This window comes from Corynebacterium sp. LaCa_23, from assembly GCF_058182375.1.
Genome location: NZ_CP190825.1, coordinates 1,511,593 through 1,528,031, shown reverse-complemented (window position 1 = coordinate 1,528,031; position 16,439 = coordinate 1,511,593). Strand labels below are relative to the sequence as shown.

Genomic DNA, 16,439 nt, shown 5'->3' with positions numbered 1-16,439 from the left:
GGGCCAAAAATCTAAGCGACCGCGCAAATGCGCCGCGCGACCTGAATAGCCTGCGCAATGGGCACTGGGAAACGGCCTATGGATCGCAAAAGCTCCCCGCCAACAAGGCGAGGAGCATACTAGGCGTGCTTAGGCACTACTAGCGAGCGGCAGCGCTTAGGAAGCGTCGAGATCCTGCTCGATGAGGCCGGCGATCTTCTCAACGGCTTCTTCGTTATCAGAGGTGACTGTGACCTCGTCGCCCTGCTCGGCACCGAGGGCCATGATCATCAGGGAAGAAGCGGCGTCGGTTTCGTTATCGTCATCTTCTTCACCAACGAGGCTCAGGAAGATGTCCTCGTCGTATTCGCCAGCGGCGTCAGCGATGATGGAGGCAGGACGTGCGTGCAGTCCTACAGAGGAGCCAACCTTTACAGTCTTGGAAGCCATGGAAATTATCCTTTCTGTAGTTAATTTATCGTGCTCCAGTGTACGAGCGTTTGGTTTATGCCGCCACGTTCTGGGAAGCGGTTTTGGACCCTGGAGCGGCCTTTTGGGCAGCTTCCTGGACGGTCTTATTAGGCCAGAATTGCTTCATGGCCAAGACCGCGACGGTAGATACCGCCACGCCGGCAAGGATGGCTACCAGGTAGGCCCAGAACGGGTCGATAGCAAAGGCAACGAAGATACCACCGTGCGGAGCGCGCGACTCGACCGACAGCGCCATGGAGATAGCACCCGTCACGGCGCCACCAGCCATCATGGAAGGGATGACGCGGAACGGATCGGCCGCGGCGAAGGGGATGGCACCTTCGGAGACGAAGGACAAGCCGAGCAACCAAGCGGACTTACCGTTTTCCTGCTCAGCAGGGGTAAATAGCGACTTGCGGATGAAGGTTGCCAAGGACAGCGCGATGGGCGGCACCATTCCGGCGGCCATAACAGCGGCCATGATTTGCATGGAGGCTGCATCGCCGGTGGACAACCCGGCGGTGGCAAAGAGGTACGCGGCCTTGTTGACCGGGCCGCCCAGGTCGACGCACATCATCAGGCCCAAGATGATGCCGAGTACTACGGCAGAAGAGCCAGACATGGAAGACAGCCAATCTTGCAGGCCCTCCATCAGCGCGGCCAGTGGGGCGCCCAGCAAAAGGTACATCGACAGGCCAACGACCAGGGAGGTCAAAAGCGGAATGATGACCACCGGCATGAGGGAACCGAGCCAGCGCGGGACTTTCCAATTGCCAATCCACAGTGCGATAAAGCCGGCCAGCAAACCGGTGACCAGGCCACCGATAAAGCCCGCGTCGAGGGTCACGGCGATAGCACCGCCGACAAAGCCCGGCGCAATACCAGGGCGCCCGGCCAGGGCGTAGGCGATGTAGCCAGATAACGCGGCAACAATAAAGCCCATTGCAGCCTGGCCGATGGCAAAGAGCACTGCGCCTATATAGAGCCCGAATCCGGAGTTCTCGAACGACATGGTCTCGCCGTCGACGGTAATCTCATTTCCCGGCAGGTTGGACAGGGAGTAATCCGTGGAAAGCGCCTGCCAGCCATTGGCCATATCGGCGCCGCCGAAGAGGAATCCGAGGGCGAGCAGCAGGCCGCCGGCGGCAACGAACGGCACCATGTAGGACACGCCGGTCATAATCGCCTGCTGGATGCGCTTGCCCCAACCCAGCGATTTTCCTTCTTCTTCGGCGGAGGAGGATGAGGCCGTGCCAGAGACCTTGCGGGCATTCGGGTTCTTCGCCGCCGCGATGGCTTCATCGAGCATCTTGCCGGGCTCGTTGATGGCCCGCTTGACGCCGGATTCGATGACGGGTTTGCCCGCGAAGCGTTCGCGGTCGCGCACTCCGACGTCCGTGGCAAAGATGACCGCGTCGGCAGCGTCGATGGTGGACTGCGAGACCGATTCATTATTGGACGAGCCCTGGGTTTCGACGGTGAGATCGACGTCGTCGCGCTCGCCGGCGGTTTGGGTGAGGGCATCGGCAGCCATGTAGGTGTGTGCGATGCCGGTTGGGCAGGCGGTGATGGCAACGATGCGGGTAGCTTGTGCCGAAGCACCTGTGCTTGCCGATGCCCCTTCCGCAGCTCCAGCTGCAGCCTCCGCGGTGTCCTGCTTTTTCTTCTTCGTTTTTTCCGCGTTGACGACAGCGAGGATTTCCTTGACAATTTCTTCCTTCGTCGACGCGGTGCGCAGGGCCTCTAAAAAGTCCTTGCGCACGAGGGCGCGGGCAAGCTTGGAAAGAATCTGCAGGTGGGCCTTGCCACCGCCGGCGGGGGCGGCGATGAGGAAGACCAACTGGGCATCGCCGTCGGGACCGGAAAAATCCACGCCGCGGGTAAGGCGGGCGAAAGCTAGGGTCGGTTCGGTGACGGCCTCGGAACGGCAGTGGGGGATGGCCACGCCGCCGGGCACGCCGGTGCCGGCCTTGGCCTCGCGGTCGATGGCGGGCTGGGCGAGGCCTGCGACCTCGGTCGCGCGCCCGGTATCGTGCACCAAGGTGGCAAGGTTGGTGATAACGGAGTCGACGCTATCGCCAAAGTCGGCGTCAAGCGCGACAAGTTCTGTGGTGATGAGATCGGATGCCATGATGGAAGGCTCCTTTAGCTATAGAGCAGAGATGGAGGTATGGGCGGTATCGAGTTCTTCGGGGCGGGGGAATTGGGTGCCGGGCTTTGCGGCCGCAGCGGTGCCATAAGCCACCGAGAGTGCGAGGGAATCTGCTGGTCCGTGCCCCTGCGTGCGCCCCAGGAGGTATCCGGCCAATGCGGCATCACCCGCGCCAACCGTGGATTTCACCGTGGCGGGAGGCGGGGTGGCAGCCCATGCGCCTTCTGCGTTTACCAGCACGGCACCGGCGCCGCCGAGGGTGACAAGGACTTCCTTGATGCCGCGACCCACGACATCCCTTGCAGCCTCCACGACCGGGCTATAATCCCCGGCCGCAGCGGCGCGCTCGAGGGGGAGGCCATCCTGGCCGGTTAGCTGCCCTAATTCGAAGCCGTTGGGTTTGATGAGATCCGGGGCGGCGGTAGCGAGCTGCATGGCGATGGCCCTCATCGGCGCATCAGAGGTATCCACGGCGATGCGCGCCTGCGGGGCGGCAGTGCGGATCTCCTTGATGAGGTCGGTATACCAGCCAGCGTCTACGCCCTTGGGCAGCGATCCGGCAAGGGCTACCCAATCGGCAGATTGGGCATGGTGGGTAAGGGTGGAAATGAGGTGGTTTTGGGTGGCATCGGAAAGCAGCGGGCCAGGGCCGTTGACCTTGGTGGTCGTGCCATCTGGCTCGGTGATGGTGGTATTGACGCGGACGCCACCGTCCATGTCCATGTGGGCGTAGGGGAGGTGGACCTCCTGGATGAGGTTGATGAACGGATCGGCCGCGCGGGCGGGGAAGAGGGCGAGGGTTTCTTTCCCGGCGAGGTGCACGGCGTGGGCAACGTTGACGCCTTTGCCACCGGCAACCTGGGTAACACTGGCGGCGCGGTGGACATCGCCTGAGGTTAGTTGCTGATTGAGCGCCAGGGTGGCGTCAATGCTTGGGTTTGGGGTGAGCGTGAGGATCATCGAGAACTTATCCCTTTCGCAGAGTGCGTATATTGGGGGCCACACGCAGTCGGTCCGGTTGAAACTCGCGCTTAAGCCCGCCGTAAATGTTTATTCTTGCCCGATTGTGTTGGAAAGTCAATAGAAACCGTGTGGCATACATTGCATTTCTGTTGGATTTGTGATGATCTGGAAATAAATAAGCCGCTATCTTCGAAGGAAGTATCGCCATGGAAAATACGCTTCAGTCCACTGTTAAAGGAACCGGCGTTGTCGCTGGAGTTGCCTATGCAGAAGCCGTATGGGTGCGCCCCCGCCCGGACCTGCCCACTGAAGGAAGTATTGACCAAGAGGCCAGCAGCGAAGCCGAATACGATCGCTTCCTCGAGGCAGTCGATGTCGTCGCCAGCCGCTTGGAAAACCGCGCCGCAGCCGCCGAGGGTCAAGCATCGGAGGTACTGACGGCGACCGCTGGCATGGTCAAGGACCGCGGGTGGCACAAGGCCGTGCGCAAGAATATTCGCTCGGGCAAGAATGCCGAGTTCGCCACGGTGGGAGCCACGGATAAGTTCGTCACCATGTTTGAGGCGGCCGGCGGCGTCATGGCCGAGCGCACCACCGATCTGAAGGACGTGCGCGACCGCGTCATCGCCCAGCTGCGCGGCGAGCAGGAGCCTGGTTTGCCCATGGTGGAGGGCCAAGCGGTGCTTTTTGCCGATGACCTCGCGCCCGCCGATACTGCCACCCTGGATACCGCGCATATTCGCGCGCTCGTTACCGAGCTGGGCGGGCCCACCAGCCACACCGCGATCATCGCCCGCCAGCTCGATATTCCGTGCATCGTCGCCGTGGGAAATAAGCTGCGGGAGATTGAAAGCGGCACGCTGGTCTTCGTCGACGGTGCGCTTGGAACCGTGACGCTGGGTGCGGACGAGGAAGAATCCACCAAGGCGGTCGCGGAATACCGCGAGCGCGCCGCCCGCGTTGCCGAATGGACTGGACCAGCGCAAACCAAGGACGGCCACCGCGTGCAGCTTTTGGCCAACGTGGCCGACGGCAACGCCGCCCGCATTGCCTCCGACTCGCAGGCAGAGGGGATTGGCCTCTACCGCACGGAGCTGTCGTTTCTGTCCGCGAGCGAGGAGCCTTCCGTTGACGAGCAGGCAAAGATTTACAGAAAGGTCTTCAACGCCTACCCCGATTCCAAGGTCGTGGTGCGCACCTTGGATGCTGGCTCCGATAAGCCGATTTCTTATGCCACGCTGTCCTCTGAGGAGAACCCGGCATTGGGTGTGCGCGGCCTGCGCATTGCCCGCGATAATGAGTCCCTGTTGACGCGCCAGTTGGACGCCATCGCCCAGGCCGCGGAGTCCCGCGGCGACGATGCCGAAACCTGGGTCATGGCACCGATGGTGGCGACGTCGAAGGAAGCCCAGTGGTTTGCGGAGCTGTGCCGGGAGCGCGGCCTGACCGCGGGCGCGATGATTGAGGTGCCCGCAGCAGCGCTGATGGCAGATAAGATCATGCCGCATCTGGACTTCGTATCCATCGGCACCAATGACCTCACCCAGTACACGATGGCCGCTGACCGCCTGTCACCGCAGCTTGCGTACCTCACCGACCCCTGGCAGCCGGCCGTGCTGCGGCTTATCCAGCACACCTGCATTGCGGGGCACGAATACAACGTACCGGTTGGCGTGTGCGGCGAGGCCGCGGCCGATCCGCTATTGGCCTGCGTATTGACCGGCCTAGGCGTCAACTCCTTGTCTGCTGCATCGACCGCAGTCGCCGGCGTTGGTGCCCAATTGGCCGAGCTGACCTTTGACCAGTGCCAACAGCTTGCCGATGCCGCCCTCAACTCCGAAGGCCCATCCGCCGCCCGCGCCGCAGCGATGGAGCAGGTAGAAAAGTTCAACTAACGGCAAAAGGTTTCGCCCTCCCTGCCTAGATGTCAACGTAGGGAGGGCGAAGTCGTGCGCATGCTGGAGCTATTCGCTGGCGAGCACGACATCGATCTCTCGCTCGCGCAGGGCATCGACGAAGGATTCCGGCGCGCCGGAATCGGTGATGACGACATCGATATCTGCAATGGAGGCGAAGCTCACCAAGTAGTCGTTGCCCAATTTGCTGGAATCACACATGACCACGACCTTGTGGGCATTCGTGACGAAGGCAGATTTGATGGCTGCTTCTTGGGAATCGGCCGTCGACAAGCCGTGGTCGAGGGTTAGGGCATTGGTGCCGATGAAGGCGACATCGGCACGCATGAGCGCCATGGTGCGCAAGGCTGTATCGCCGACGACGGCCTGGGTGATAGCACGTACGGTCCCACCGAGGAGCTGGACATCGGGAACGCCGCTATTGGCTAGCGACAGTGCGATGGGCAGGCTATTGGAGACGATATTGAACTGCGCCTGCGGGTATTGCTGGCTGATAAGCTCGGCAAAGGTATTAATTGTGGTGCCGGCGTCAAGGAATATGCTGCCGCCGCCAGGGGGAAGGAAATCGAGCGCGGCGTGCGCGATGGCGGCCTTGGCCCCAGACGCGGAACGTTGGCGGGTATCGAGGGTGAGCTCCGCGGTCTGGAACGCCTGCGAAGCCACGGCGCCGCCGTGCACGCGGTGGACAACGCCCTCACGATCCAGTACGGCTAGGTCGCGCCGAATGGTTTCAGCAGTCACCTCGAAACGCTCTGATAAATCGGTTACGTTAACGCGACCCTCAACTGCAGTTTGGGACGCGATCTGGCGGCGTCGCTCCTCTGCGTACACGGACCCTCCTTGCTCCTCGCCTTCGGCCGGGCGGTTACTCCATCTGCGAATGCAGGCGCTCGGTGAAAGCTAACTGATGTGGGATTTCTCCCTCCATTGTGTCAAAATTCGGCGGTAATCGGACGAAAACAAAAATTAAGGTGTGCGCTGTTGTCTGGTTTGGGATAAAAGCCGCAGGTCAGTCAGCTTTATTTGCCCTAGTTGAAAGCCAACCCTAGTAGCGCTTAACTTACGGATCCGTTATTTCGGGGGTGCTTTCTCAATAAACCCCGCGCGCTTAAGTTGGCTTTTTGGGGCGCGATTGCGAGGCAGAAAGGCGTGGAATGCGTTAAAACTCGTATGGCCCTGCTCCCTATGCGGGGAACAGGGCAGCGTACGAAGTGCAAAGAGCGGGTTTCAAGAAAGCGGGCGCAGAGTGTCGGCGGCGACAACAACCGCAGGCGAACACCCGCGTGCGGCTTGGTTAAAGTAGCTGGCCGGGGCCTAGAGTTTGCGGAAGACGGATACTACCTTGCCCATAATTTCCGCATCATCGCCGTTGATGGGCGGATAGGCATCGTTGTGCGGAAGGAGCCATACGCCAGAGGAATCGCGGTGGAATTCCTTGACGGTGGCCTCGGAGCCATCGAGAAGCGCGGCGACAAACTCGCCTTCCTCAGCCACCGATTGCGACCGGATGATGACCCAGTCGCCGTTGAGGATGCCGGCATCCTGCATGGAATCGCCCACGACCTGCAGCATATAAAGCTCTCCTCCGCCGACGACCTCGTCTGGCATGGGGAAATACGTGTCGATATTTTCCTCTGCAGTGATTGGTGCACCGGCGGCGATGCGGCCAACGACGGGAATATAAGCTACGGCGGCAGACTCTTCAGGGCCGCGGGCAGAGGTATCGGGGACGTCCTTAGCCTTGCGGCCCGGCTTCTTTTCGGCGTCGTCAGTGTTGAGGTGGCGTACGTCGACCGCGCGGGGTTTATTGGGATCGCGGCGCAAGAAGCCCTTTTCCTCCAGTTGCTTGAGCTGATAGGCCACGGACGAGGTGGATTGCAGGCCGGCGGCGTCACCAATTTCGCGGATGCTGGGCGGGTAACCGCGGAGCATCACTGCATCGCTGATGACGTTAAGGATGCGGCGTTGCCTTTCGGAAAGGGAGGCGTAATCGTTCTTTGCGGTGCTTGCTTTCTTGCGGCCCATGTGCGGCTCCTAGCTAAGGGGTCTGAGGTTCTGCGTTCATAGCTTGAAAAGGGACTGGGTGACACCTGCGTGCCATAACTCATTTGTAGCACGAAAAGTACAAGCGTTCGAGATTTACGCGAAAAACTGGACAGGTTTTTGAAGTGGTGCTATAAATCGAACATAGAACCAATCTCGAACACAGGAGCGACATTGAGCTCTTGTTGTGTCAAGGGGCCGCTTTAGACTTACGGCGGTCGTCGAAAGGAAAGCAATGTCTCAACTACTTCACTCTCGCAATAACATGGTCAAACAGCGCGCGGCACGTCCACAGATCGTCCCTTCAGCCGCTATTTGGGATATTGATGATCAAAGCTGGGGCGTGCAGCATTCTCCTTCCGAAAAGGGGGAAATCAGGACTTTAAATTCCGTATATCGAACGAACCGTGAAGGTTATTCGAATACGTGGACTGATGAACGTTCCTTACCTGATTTCGCGAACAGGCCGATGGAAGAAGACGATGCGCATAGTTCGCGCAAGAATTACCTCCTCGGTGCAGTATTTGGTGCTGCCGTATTTTTCGGCACGGTTGCCGGCGGGCTGATGGGTACGAGCGCTGAAACGCCGACTGATCCTGGCGCTTCGGTACAGCAAGTAGAAGCAGCGATCGGACAGTAGTGCTGCGTGTACAAAAGCAGGCACTTCGGGGGTTTAAGGCTTAGAGCCTTTTAGGCAGCAGCTTGTCTTCCCGGCCGCAGATAAGGCCCGCTTGCTTCACGGAGACAGGCACTCGAGTAGGAGGAGTCTGGCGCAATGGTGTCAGGTTTTTGGCTTGGCCGTGGGAGGTAAACTAAACCGAGAAGCTAAATTAGCGAAAGGACTAGTGTGTACTGCCCGTTTTGCCATAACGAACAATCCCGCGTTATTGACTCGCGCGTGGTTGATGCCGGCGCATCGATACGGCGCCGGCGGGAGTGTGCTTCCTGTAAGGGACGCTTCACCACTGTGGAAAAGGCCGTACTGCTGGTTGTTAAGAGAAATGGCCTCGCTGAGCCATTTAGCCGGGATAAACTCATTCGGGGGGTTAGGCGCGCATGCCAGGGTCGCGACGTTAGCGATGATGCCTTAAAAAAGTTGGCCCAAGAGGTTGAGGAAACGGTGCGGGGGCACGGGTCCTCGCAGGTAAACGCCAACGAAATCGGGCTAGCGATCCTTGAGCCGCTGCGTGACCTAGACGAGGTTGCATATCTGCGCTTTGCCTCGGTGTATAAATCATTCGAGAGCGCGGATGACTTTGAATCGGAGATTCGTTTGATGCGGCGGCGCGATCGCGGGGACCTTTAAACTGCGCAGTGTAGGACGATTTCTCAGCAGTTATACAGCCGTTCCTGCGCAGGATCGAAGCAGTCTTAACTGGCCTTTTGGGTGCATCGTTTCGTTAGGGCCTGCCCAATGTTTACGCCGCCGGCGGCCGAGTAAGCAGATTTTTAGCTTAGGTATGGCCGGCCGGGCGGCGGGAACGTGAGGTTGGGGTGACTAGCGCAATTTATCCACTGCCTTTTGGATCCTCCGCAGGGACACCGCGTGCGCCGTGCCGAGGCGCTGGGCAAATAGCGAGACCCGCAATTCCTCGATCATCCAGTGGATGTCCTTGACCTCGCGTGTCTTTTCGCGGCCCGCGGGGAGGTTTCGGAGGCGGTTTGCCAGGTAGGCCTTGGCGTTATCGACCTCGGCCTGGCGGTCGGCATCGCGATCCGGATCGAGCGACTTGTCCTCCAGACGGATGCGCATTGCCTGAATATAGCGGGGAAGGTGGCGCAGGTGCGTGGCTCCGTGCACGGTGATGGCATTCGGTGGAAGAAGGAAATTAAGTTGCTTTTCCATATCTTCGATGGCGGGACCATCCCACTGGGAAAGTTCGGCGCGGAGGTTGGAGTACTCAGCCAAGCCAGGCGCGATCGAGACTATTGATTGCCGCACGCGGCCGGGAACCTGTGGTTTCACGGTATCCTTGAGCTCGGTAAACGCCTCGGGGGAGCGCACGGGGCCGCCGACCTCGAGCATGAGGTCGCGGATCGCCGCGACGCGGGCGTCATTGACCAGGCCGTCGGCGCCGCCATGCTGATAAGAATCCACGGCGACGCGCTGCTGCAAGGGAAGCCCCTTGACCATTTGCGCGGTCGAGACGGAAATTTCGCGCATCAAAAGCGTGAGGGTGGTAGTGACCATGGCGGCATCGGCAGCTGCCTTGGTGGGATGAACCTTAAGCTCAACGCCTTCCTTGGTGGCCACCAACGCTGGGTAAGCGGTGACCTCGTGGCCATCGACGGTGGTGGTGATGGTCTCGTCAACGGTGCCGAGGGTATCGTCGGTCCACTCGCTGACCGCGGTGGATTCTGCGGTGCGGCTTACCCGTGAGACGGACGATTTAATGTGGCCGGCCTGGCGCTCGCGCAGGGCGGCAAGGTCCCTATCGGAATCGATGATGGTGCCACTCTTGTCGATGGCCGCGTAGTTCATCCGCAAATGGTCCGGCAGCTTGTCCGGTTGGAAGTCGGAGGCGTTGATGCCGTGCCCGCCGAGCTCGCGCAGGACATCGGCAAGCTGCTGGGTAAGGGGGCCTTCGAAGGGGATGAGGCGTTCCATGGCGCGCTCGGCAAATTCCGGGGCGGGCACGACGGTGCGCCGCAGGGCCTTGGGAAGGGAACGAATAAGCTCGTTGACGAGCTCGAATCGCAGGCCGGGAACGAGCCAATCGAAGCCTTCGATATCGAGGCCGGCAAGCATGGGAACGGGCACCATGACGGTGACGCCATCAAGGGGATCGCCGGGTTCGAATTTATAAGTCAGCTCGTAATCGATGGAGCCTTTGCGCCAGTGATCGGGGAAGGAGACTTCGGTGACGTCGTGGGAGTCATCGACAAGCGTGGCTGGATCGAAATTCAGCAGATCGGGTTCCTGGCGGCGCTTTTTCTTCCACCAGGAATCGAAATGACGGCCCGTGGTGACCTTGGCGGGAATGCGCTGGTCATAGAAATCAAAGAGGGTATCCTCATCCACGATGAGGCCGCGGCGGCGGGCCTTTTCCTCGTATTCGGCCGCCTCATCAAGGGCCTGCGCGTTTGCCTTGAGGAAGTGATGATGCGCATTCCACTCGCCGGCGATAAGCGCATTGCGGATGAACATATCGCGCGCCGCGACGGGGTCCACGCGGTGATATGGCACGGTACGGTCCGCGACGATGGGCACGCCGTAGAGCGTGGACTTCTGGTGCGCGATGGCGGCCGCGCGCTTGCGGGACCACGTGGGATCGGAATAGTTGTGTTTGAGCAGGTCCGCGCCGAGCTCTTCCACCCACGCCGGATCGATGGCGGCAACGTCGCGTGCCCAAAGCCGAGAGGTTTCGACGAGCTCTGCCGCCATGACGAACTCGGGTGGCTTTTTGGCCAAGGCGGAGCCTGGAAAGACAAGGAAGCGGGTATTGCGCGCGCCGTGGAACTCCTTGGAATTGCCGTCGCGGGCGCCGATATTGGACAGCAGGCCAGATAGCAGCGCGATGTGAATATCGTCGGAGCGGCGTTCGGTGCCTTCTTGGTAATCCCACCCCAGCTGCTTGGAGACGTCTTTGAGCTGGCGGACCAGGTCGAACCACTCGCGGATGCGCATGTAGTGGAGGAACTCCTGCTTCATGCGCTTGCGGAACCTATTGCCCGATTGCTCATTGCGGGTCTGTTTGATGTAATCCCACAACTTCAGCATGGACAAAAAGTCAGAGGTCTTGTCCTTAAAGCGCGCGTGCGCCTGATCGGCTTGCGCTTGGTACTCCAGCGGGCGTTCGCGCACGTCTTGGATGGTCATGGCGGCAACAATGACGATGACATCGTGGAGGCAGCCGTTGGTATGGGCCTCGATAAGCATGCGCGCCATGCGCGGATCGAGTGGGATGCGAGCCAAGTTGCGGCCGGTTTCGGTCAGCGCCGGTTTCTTGTGCTTGTCCTGGAGCGCACCGAGCTCGTGGAGGAGGTTGAGGCCATCGCGAATGGCCTTGAACTCGGGTGGCTGGAGGAAGGGGAATTGCTCGATATCGCCGAGCTTGAGCGAGACCATCTGCAAAATGACGCTGGCCAGGTTGGTGCGCAGGATTTCCGGATCAGTAAATTCCGGGCGGCTTTGAAAATCTTGCTCGCTATAGAGACGGATGGCGATGCCATCGGCGACGCGGCCGCACCTACCGGAGCGCTGGTTGGCAGAGGCCTGCGAAATGGGCTCGATGGGCAGGCGTTGCACCTTGGTGCGCGTGGAATAGCGCGAGATTCGCGCGGTGCCTGTATCCACGACGTAGCGGATTCCGGGTACGGTCAGCGAGGTTTCGGCGATATTGGTGGCCAAAACGATGCGCCTTCCGCGGTGATTGCTAAATACGCGGTGCTGGTCCTGGTTGGATAGGCGCCCGAAGAGGGGCGCGACCTCGACATTTTTCCATTTTTTGGCCTCGATTGTTTCCATGGCATCGCGGATATCGCGCTCGCCCGGGAAAAAGCAGAGGATATCGCCGTCGCCTTCTGCCATGAGCTCCTCGATGGCCTCGGTTAAGCCATCGAGCGGGTCCTGATCCACCAGCTTTCCACCGGCCTCGAATTCGAGGGGGCGGTAGCGGATTTCTACCGGGTACGTGCGTCCAGAGACCTCAATGATGGGCGCGGGGGTGCCATCGGGTTGGGCGAAGTGCTCGGCAAAGCTTTCCGGATCGATCGTCGCGGAGGTAATGATCACCTTGAGATCGGGCCGCTTGGGCAGCAGCCGCTTGAGATATCCCAAGAGGAAGTCGATATTCAAAGAGCGCTCGTGTGCTTCATCGATAATGATGGTGTCGTATTTATTAAGGAAGCGATCGCGCTGCATTTCAGCTAGCAGGATGCCGTCCGTCATGAGTTTTACGGCGGTGGTATCAGAAACCTGGTCATCGAAGCGGATGGCGTAGCCTACCGATTCCCCGATATCTTGGTCCAGCTCGGAGGCGATGCGCTCGGCGACGGTCCGCGCGGCGATGCGGCGCGGCTGCGTATGGCCGATAAGGCCGCGGCGGCCCCGGCCGATGTCGAGGCAGATCTTGGGGATCTGCGTGGTCTTACCAGAACCGGTTTCGCCGGCGATGATGACGACCTGGTTTTTTTCAATCGCGGCGGCGATATCGTCCTTGCGGGCGCTGACCGGCAGGGAATCGGGGTAGGTGAGTGGGGGAACGGCGGCATCGACAAGCGCGAGGCGATCTGCGGCAGCCTGGATATCCTGGCCGATTTCGCGCAGGGCCTTGGGGGCGCGTGCCTTCGATAGGCGGCGCCGGAAGCTGCGGGCCTCGGCGATGGTGACGTTGTCTAATGCTGCAAAAAGTTCATCGCGGCTAGGGGCCTGCGACGTCGTGGTTTCATGCTGTGTCATGGCTAATTTATGAGCTTACCCCGGTTACGTGGAGTGGAAAAAGTTGCTAGTATGAAAATACTTGTCAAACGATACTTTTCTCGTTGCGCCCAACCCGGATACAGAAGGAAGGCACCGCTGATGAATGACAATAAATCCGGTGGAAACGACGATTTTCCACGCTATGAACCGACTAACCACCCAGAGGACCAGCCAAGCTACGGCAACCTGCCCTCCTATGGCGGTAGCCACGAGAGCTCTGGCAATCAAGGATATGCGGGCTACCAAGCACAGGACAACACCGTAAACAACGGCGGGTTTACCGGAAAACCCTCGGCCATCGATTCTATTTCGTGGGCCTTTCGTACGGTATTTAAGAATTGGAAATTGTGGATCCTCGGTAGCTTGCTCGTTGGCGTGATTGCCATCGCTTTCTCTATCTTGGGCGCGGCCGTTGCTCCCTCAGAGGGTGCGGAGGCCTTCGGTGGAGGAGCCATTGTGCAGATCGTGTCCTATGTGTTCGTGGCCGTCATTAGCCTGATGGCGCTGCGACTGGCGCTATTCCAAATCGATGATCCGCGCACTGGGTGGAACTATGTGGGCAAGAATGTGCGGTGGTGGCAGCCGCTAGCGATCATGATCATCATCGGCATTATTACCTGGTTAGTAATGTTCATCTTCGTTGGTGGTTCATTCTTCCTTAGCCCTGATATGGGGACCGGTGCCACAGAGGAAGAGGCGTTGGAATCCATGGCAGGCCTTTTCGGAGTTGTGGCTTTATTGACTCTCATCGGCCTGTTTATTCAGCCGCTTTATATGTTGATGCAGTGGTTTGCGGCCGATGGCGACGGAGTTGGCCAAGCCATCAAGAACGGTTTTAAGGCCGGTAAAGGAAACTACGGCCAGCTTTTGCTGCTAACGGTGCTTAACATGCTGATTATAATTGGCGGCTTCATCGTATTCCTTGTTGGGTTGATTGTTGCTGTACCGGTTACCTTACTGTCTACGGCTTATTTGTTCCGCCAGTGTGCAGGGCGCGCAGCCGGCCAACCTGCGTAATGGCTTTGTCATTGTTTAAGGCCACCGAGGCGGTGCTTCGGTGGCCTTAAACTTATGTGGCGGGAGTAATTGAGCCGAGGGGCCGTGGGGAATCGAAGACGCTTAAGTTTTAGCCCTCCAGCGAGCGGGCGAGGGCATTTTCATAAGCGGCGGTAATCAGGGTGCCGAATTCGCGGAACTCTTCACTGCGTGCGGCAGAGGAGCGGAAGACGAGGCCGACTTCGCGTTCTGCGGTGACATCGGGGGCAAAGTAGGCCACTCCGAGGTTCTTGCCGTGGCATTCGGTGGCCAACGCGGACTTGGGTACGAGGGTACAGCCGAGCCCACCCATGACCAGTTGCATAATAGTGGTCAATGATGAGGCGCGCGTGACGGAATTTGTTGCCTCTGCAGGGTTGACGTGGGCATGCCGGCAGAGATCGACGACTTGGTCGCGGAGACAGTGGCCATCGTCAAGCAGCAGCAGGTCCAAGTCCCGCAGCTCTGCAACTTGCACGTCTGTACGCCCGGCAATGGGGTGATCGGGCGGGCTGACGATGGCGAAGTCCTCGGTGTACAGCGAGCTGTCGACCATGCCCGTGGCCTCCGAAGGCAGGGCGAGGATGGCTAAATCGAGGTTGCCGTTGCGCAGGCGCGCGATAAGGTGCTGGGTTTGCTCTTCCACAAAGCGCGGCTCAAGCTCCGGGTAGGTCTCTGTAATCATCGCCAGTAAGTCTGGGAGGATATACGGGGCGATAGTCGGGATAACGCCAATGGTAAGCGGGCCAGACAGAGTGCCATGGGCGCCCCGGGCATGTGCGAGGAAGGTATCGGCGGCCTCAAGGGTGGATTTGGCGTAGGGCAAAAGGGTTTCGCCGGCTGAGGTTACAATGACCTTGCGGGTGGAGCGCTCGATGAGCTGGACGCCGAGCCCCTGCTCGAGCGCCACGAGGCCCTGGGAGAGGGAAGGCTGAGAGATCTCCAGCTTGGCGGCAGCGGTGCCGAAGTGCTTGTTTTCCGCCACGGTGACAAACGTGCGCAGCTGGGCAAGTGTTGGTCGATACTCTTTATTATGCATGCCTATCACTCTAACATTTATCTATAGGATTAGCTATTGACGTGACCGGAATTAATGGTATTGTCTTTGGTGTTGGGCCGGAGAGGGTCCGGCCCGTGGTCCTCGGCACAGGACTGTCGGAAACTTGAAAAAGATTACCCTTTTAAGAAGGAGTTGAAGAACATGCCTATCATGACCGTTGGCGAAAAGTTCCCAGAATTCGACCTCACCGCCCTGACCGGCGGCGACCTGCACAACGTTAACGCTAGCCAGCCAGAGGACTACTTCGAGCAGGTTTCCTTGGACAAGTACGAGGGCAAGTGGAAGGTCGTCTTCTTCTACCCCAAGGACTTCACATTCGTGTGCCCGACCGAGATCGCTGCCTTTGGCAAGCTGGACGAAGAGTTCCAGGACCGCGACACCCAGGTGCTGGGCGGCTCCACCGATAACGAGTTCGCTCACTTCAACTGGCGCGCAACCCACCCGGACCTGAAGGACGTTCCGTTCCCGATGTTTTCCGACGTGCGTCACGACCTGATCCGCGCACTGGGCGTAGAAAACGCTGACGGCGTTGCTGACCGCGCAACCTTCATCATCGACCCAGATGGCGTCATCCAGTTCGTCTCCGTTACCCCGGACGCTGTGGGCCGTAACGTTGACGAAGTTCTGCGCGTCCTCGACGCCCTGCAGTCCGAAGAGGTCTGCGCCTGCAACTGGGAGAAGAACGACCCAACGAAGAACATCGACAAGATGGACGTCGTTCAGTCCCAGCTTTAAGCATTAGTTATGAGTGATTGCTTTCCCTGCCGTTCAGGCGGGGAGGCATGCACCTTACTTGCAAGTTAAGTTACTGAGAAAAGATTTAGAAGGAGAAAGACCGTGTCTATCGAGAACTTGAAGTCAGCACTGCCTGAGTACGCCAAGGATCAGAAGCTCAACCTTGGTGCGTTGACACGCACGACCGAGCTCAATGAAGAGCAGCTGTGGGGCACCCTGTTGGCTTCGGCGGCAGCTACCCGCAATGACACCGTGATTTCTGAAATCGCGGAAGAGGCGCAAGAGCACCTCTCTGAGGAAGCTACCAACGCCGCTTACGGCGCTGCCACCGTGATGGCAATGAACAACGTTGCCTACCGCGCCAAGAGCTGGTTGGGCGATGACTACGCACAGGTCAAGTTCGGCCTGCGGATGAACTTCATCTCCAAGCCTGGCGTGGAAGACGCTAACTTCGAGCTGTGGAATATCGCCGTGTCCGCCATCAACGGCTGCGAGCACTGCTTGGGCGCCCACACCCAGAAGCTCAACGATACTGGCGCGACCAAGGAGCAGGTCTGGGAGGCCATCAAGGTTGCTTCTGTCATTCAGGCAGTCGCACAGGCCGTCCAGATTGAGGCTGCACGCTAAAAGCGCTGCTTAATTAGCCTTTGGAATAAGCCACCC

General features: G+C 59.5%; 13 protein-coding genes. 6 read left to right on the top strand and 7 right to left on the bottom strand.

Features of this window, described 5'->3' with window-relative positions:
• Window positions 1-156: 156 nt before the first annotated feature.
• The 3 genes from ACP8IT_RS07345 to ACP8IT_RS07335 are packed head-to-tail and all read right to left on the bottom strand — an operon-like array spanning window position 157 to window position 3,562.
• A complete protein-coding gene (locus tag ACP8IT_RS07345) occupies window positions 157-429 on the bottom strand; it encodes an HPr family phosphocarrier protein (RefSeq protein WP_005278890.1) in 273 nt (90 codons plus the stop codon).
• Window positions 430-484: 55 nt separating this feature from the next.
• On the bottom strand, window positions 485-2,581 hold the full coding sequence (locus ACP8IT_RS07340) for a PTS fructose transporter subunit IIABC (protein ID WP_490289825.1): 2,097 nt from the start codon (window positions 2,579-2,581) through the stop codon (window positions 485-487).
• An 18-nt stretch (window positions 2,582-2,599) separates the two neighbouring features.
• Window positions 2,600-3,562 carry a 1-phosphofructokinase family hexose kinase gene (locus ACP8IT_RS07335; RefSeq protein ID WP_490289824.1) on the bottom strand — a complete coding sequence of 321 codons (963 nt, stop codon included), beginning with the start codon at window positions 3,560-3,562 and terminating at the stop codon, window positions 2,600-2,602.
• 209 nt (window positions 3,563-3,771) lie between these two features.
• Here ACP8IT_RS07335 and ptsP point away from each other — a divergent pair, with 209 nt between their 5' ends.
• Window positions 3,772-5,460 carry a phosphoenolpyruvate--protein phosphotransferase gene (gene ptsP / locus ACP8IT_RS07330; protein WP_490289823.1) on the top strand — a complete coding sequence of 563 codons (1,689 nt, stop codon included), beginning with the start codon at window positions 3,772-3,774 and terminating at the stop codon, window positions 5,458-5,460.
• Between the two features lie 69 nt (window positions 5,461-5,529).
• Here the strand turns inward: ptsP and ACP8IT_RS07325 are convergent, their stop codons facing one another.
• Window positions 5,530-6,312: a DeoR/GlpR family DNA-binding transcription regulator gene (locus tag ACP8IT_RS07325; RefSeq protein ID WP_005278900.1), complete on the bottom strand. Its 783-nt coding sequence runs from the start codon at window positions 6,310-6,312 to the stop codon at window positions 5,530-5,532.
• Between the two features lie 483 nt (window positions 6,313-6,795).
• Window positions 6,796-7,506 (bottom strand): transcriptional repressor LexA, encoded by a 711-nt coding sequence (gene lexA, locus ACP8IT_RS07320; protein ID WP_005278903.1) that lies wholly within the window; start codon window positions 7,504-7,506, stop codon window positions 6,796-6,798.
• Between the two features lie 253 nt (window positions 7,507-7,759).
• On the opposite strand from lexA, the gene ACP8IT_RS07315 reads away from it, so the two are divergent.
• Both ACP8IT_RS07315 and nrdR read left to right on the top strand, forming a co-directional pair.
• Window positions 7,760-8,164 (top strand): hypothetical protein, encoded by a 405-nt coding sequence (locus tag ACP8IT_RS07315; protein ID WP_023017362.1) that lies wholly within the window; start codon window positions 7,760-7,762, stop codon window positions 8,162-8,164.
• 207 nt (window positions 8,165-8,371) lie between these two features.
• Window positions 8,372-8,830: a transcriptional regulator NrdR gene (gene nrdR, locus ACP8IT_RS07310; RefSeq protein ID WP_023017363.1), complete on the top strand. Its 459-nt coding sequence runs from the start codon at window positions 8,372-8,374 to the stop codon at window positions 8,828-8,830.
• Between the two features lie 192 nt (window positions 8,831-9,022).
• Here nrdR and hrpA read toward each other — a convergent pair whose 3' ends face one another.
• A complete protein-coding gene (hrpA, locus tag ACP8IT_RS07305) occupies window positions 9,023-12,925 on the bottom strand; it encodes an ATP-dependent RNA helicase HrpA (RefSeq protein ID WP_490289822.1) in 3,903 nt (1,300 codons plus the stop codon).
• 51 nt (window positions 12,926-12,976) lie between these two features.
• Here hrpA and ACP8IT_RS07300 point away from each other — a divergent pair, with 51 nt between their 5' ends.
• A complete protein-coding gene (locus tag ACP8IT_RS07300) occupies window positions 12,977-13,963 on the top strand; it encodes a hypothetical protein (RefSeq protein WP_232215127.1) in 987 nt (328 codons plus the stop codon).
• A 109-nt stretch (window positions 13,964-14,072) separates the two neighbouring features.
• On the opposite strand, the gene ACP8IT_RS07295 is transcribed toward ACP8IT_RS07300, so the two are convergent.
• Entirely contained in the window at window positions 14,073-15,020 is a 948-nt protein-coding gene (locus tag ACP8IT_RS07295) for a LysR substrate-binding domain-containing protein (protein ID WP_284609171.1), read from the bottom strand.
• Window positions 15,021-15,182: 162 nt separating this feature from the next.
• Between ACP8IT_RS07295 and ACP8IT_RS07290 the strand changes: the two genes are divergently transcribed.
• On the top strand, window positions 15,183-15,776 hold the full coding sequence (locus tag ACP8IT_RS07290) for a peroxiredoxin (RefSeq protein ID WP_023017366.1): 594 nt from the start codon (window positions 15,183-15,185) through the stop codon (window positions 15,774-15,776).
• Between the two features lie 102 nt (window positions 15,777-15,878).
• Window positions 15,879-16,403 carry an alkylhydroperoxidase, AhpD family gene (gene ahpD, locus ACP8IT_RS07285; RefSeq protein WP_005278916.1) on the top strand — a complete coding sequence of 175 codons (525 nt, stop codon included), beginning with the start codon at window positions 15,879-15,881 and terminating at the stop codon, window positions 16,401-16,403.
• Window positions 16,404-16,439 lie beyond the last annotated feature (36 nt).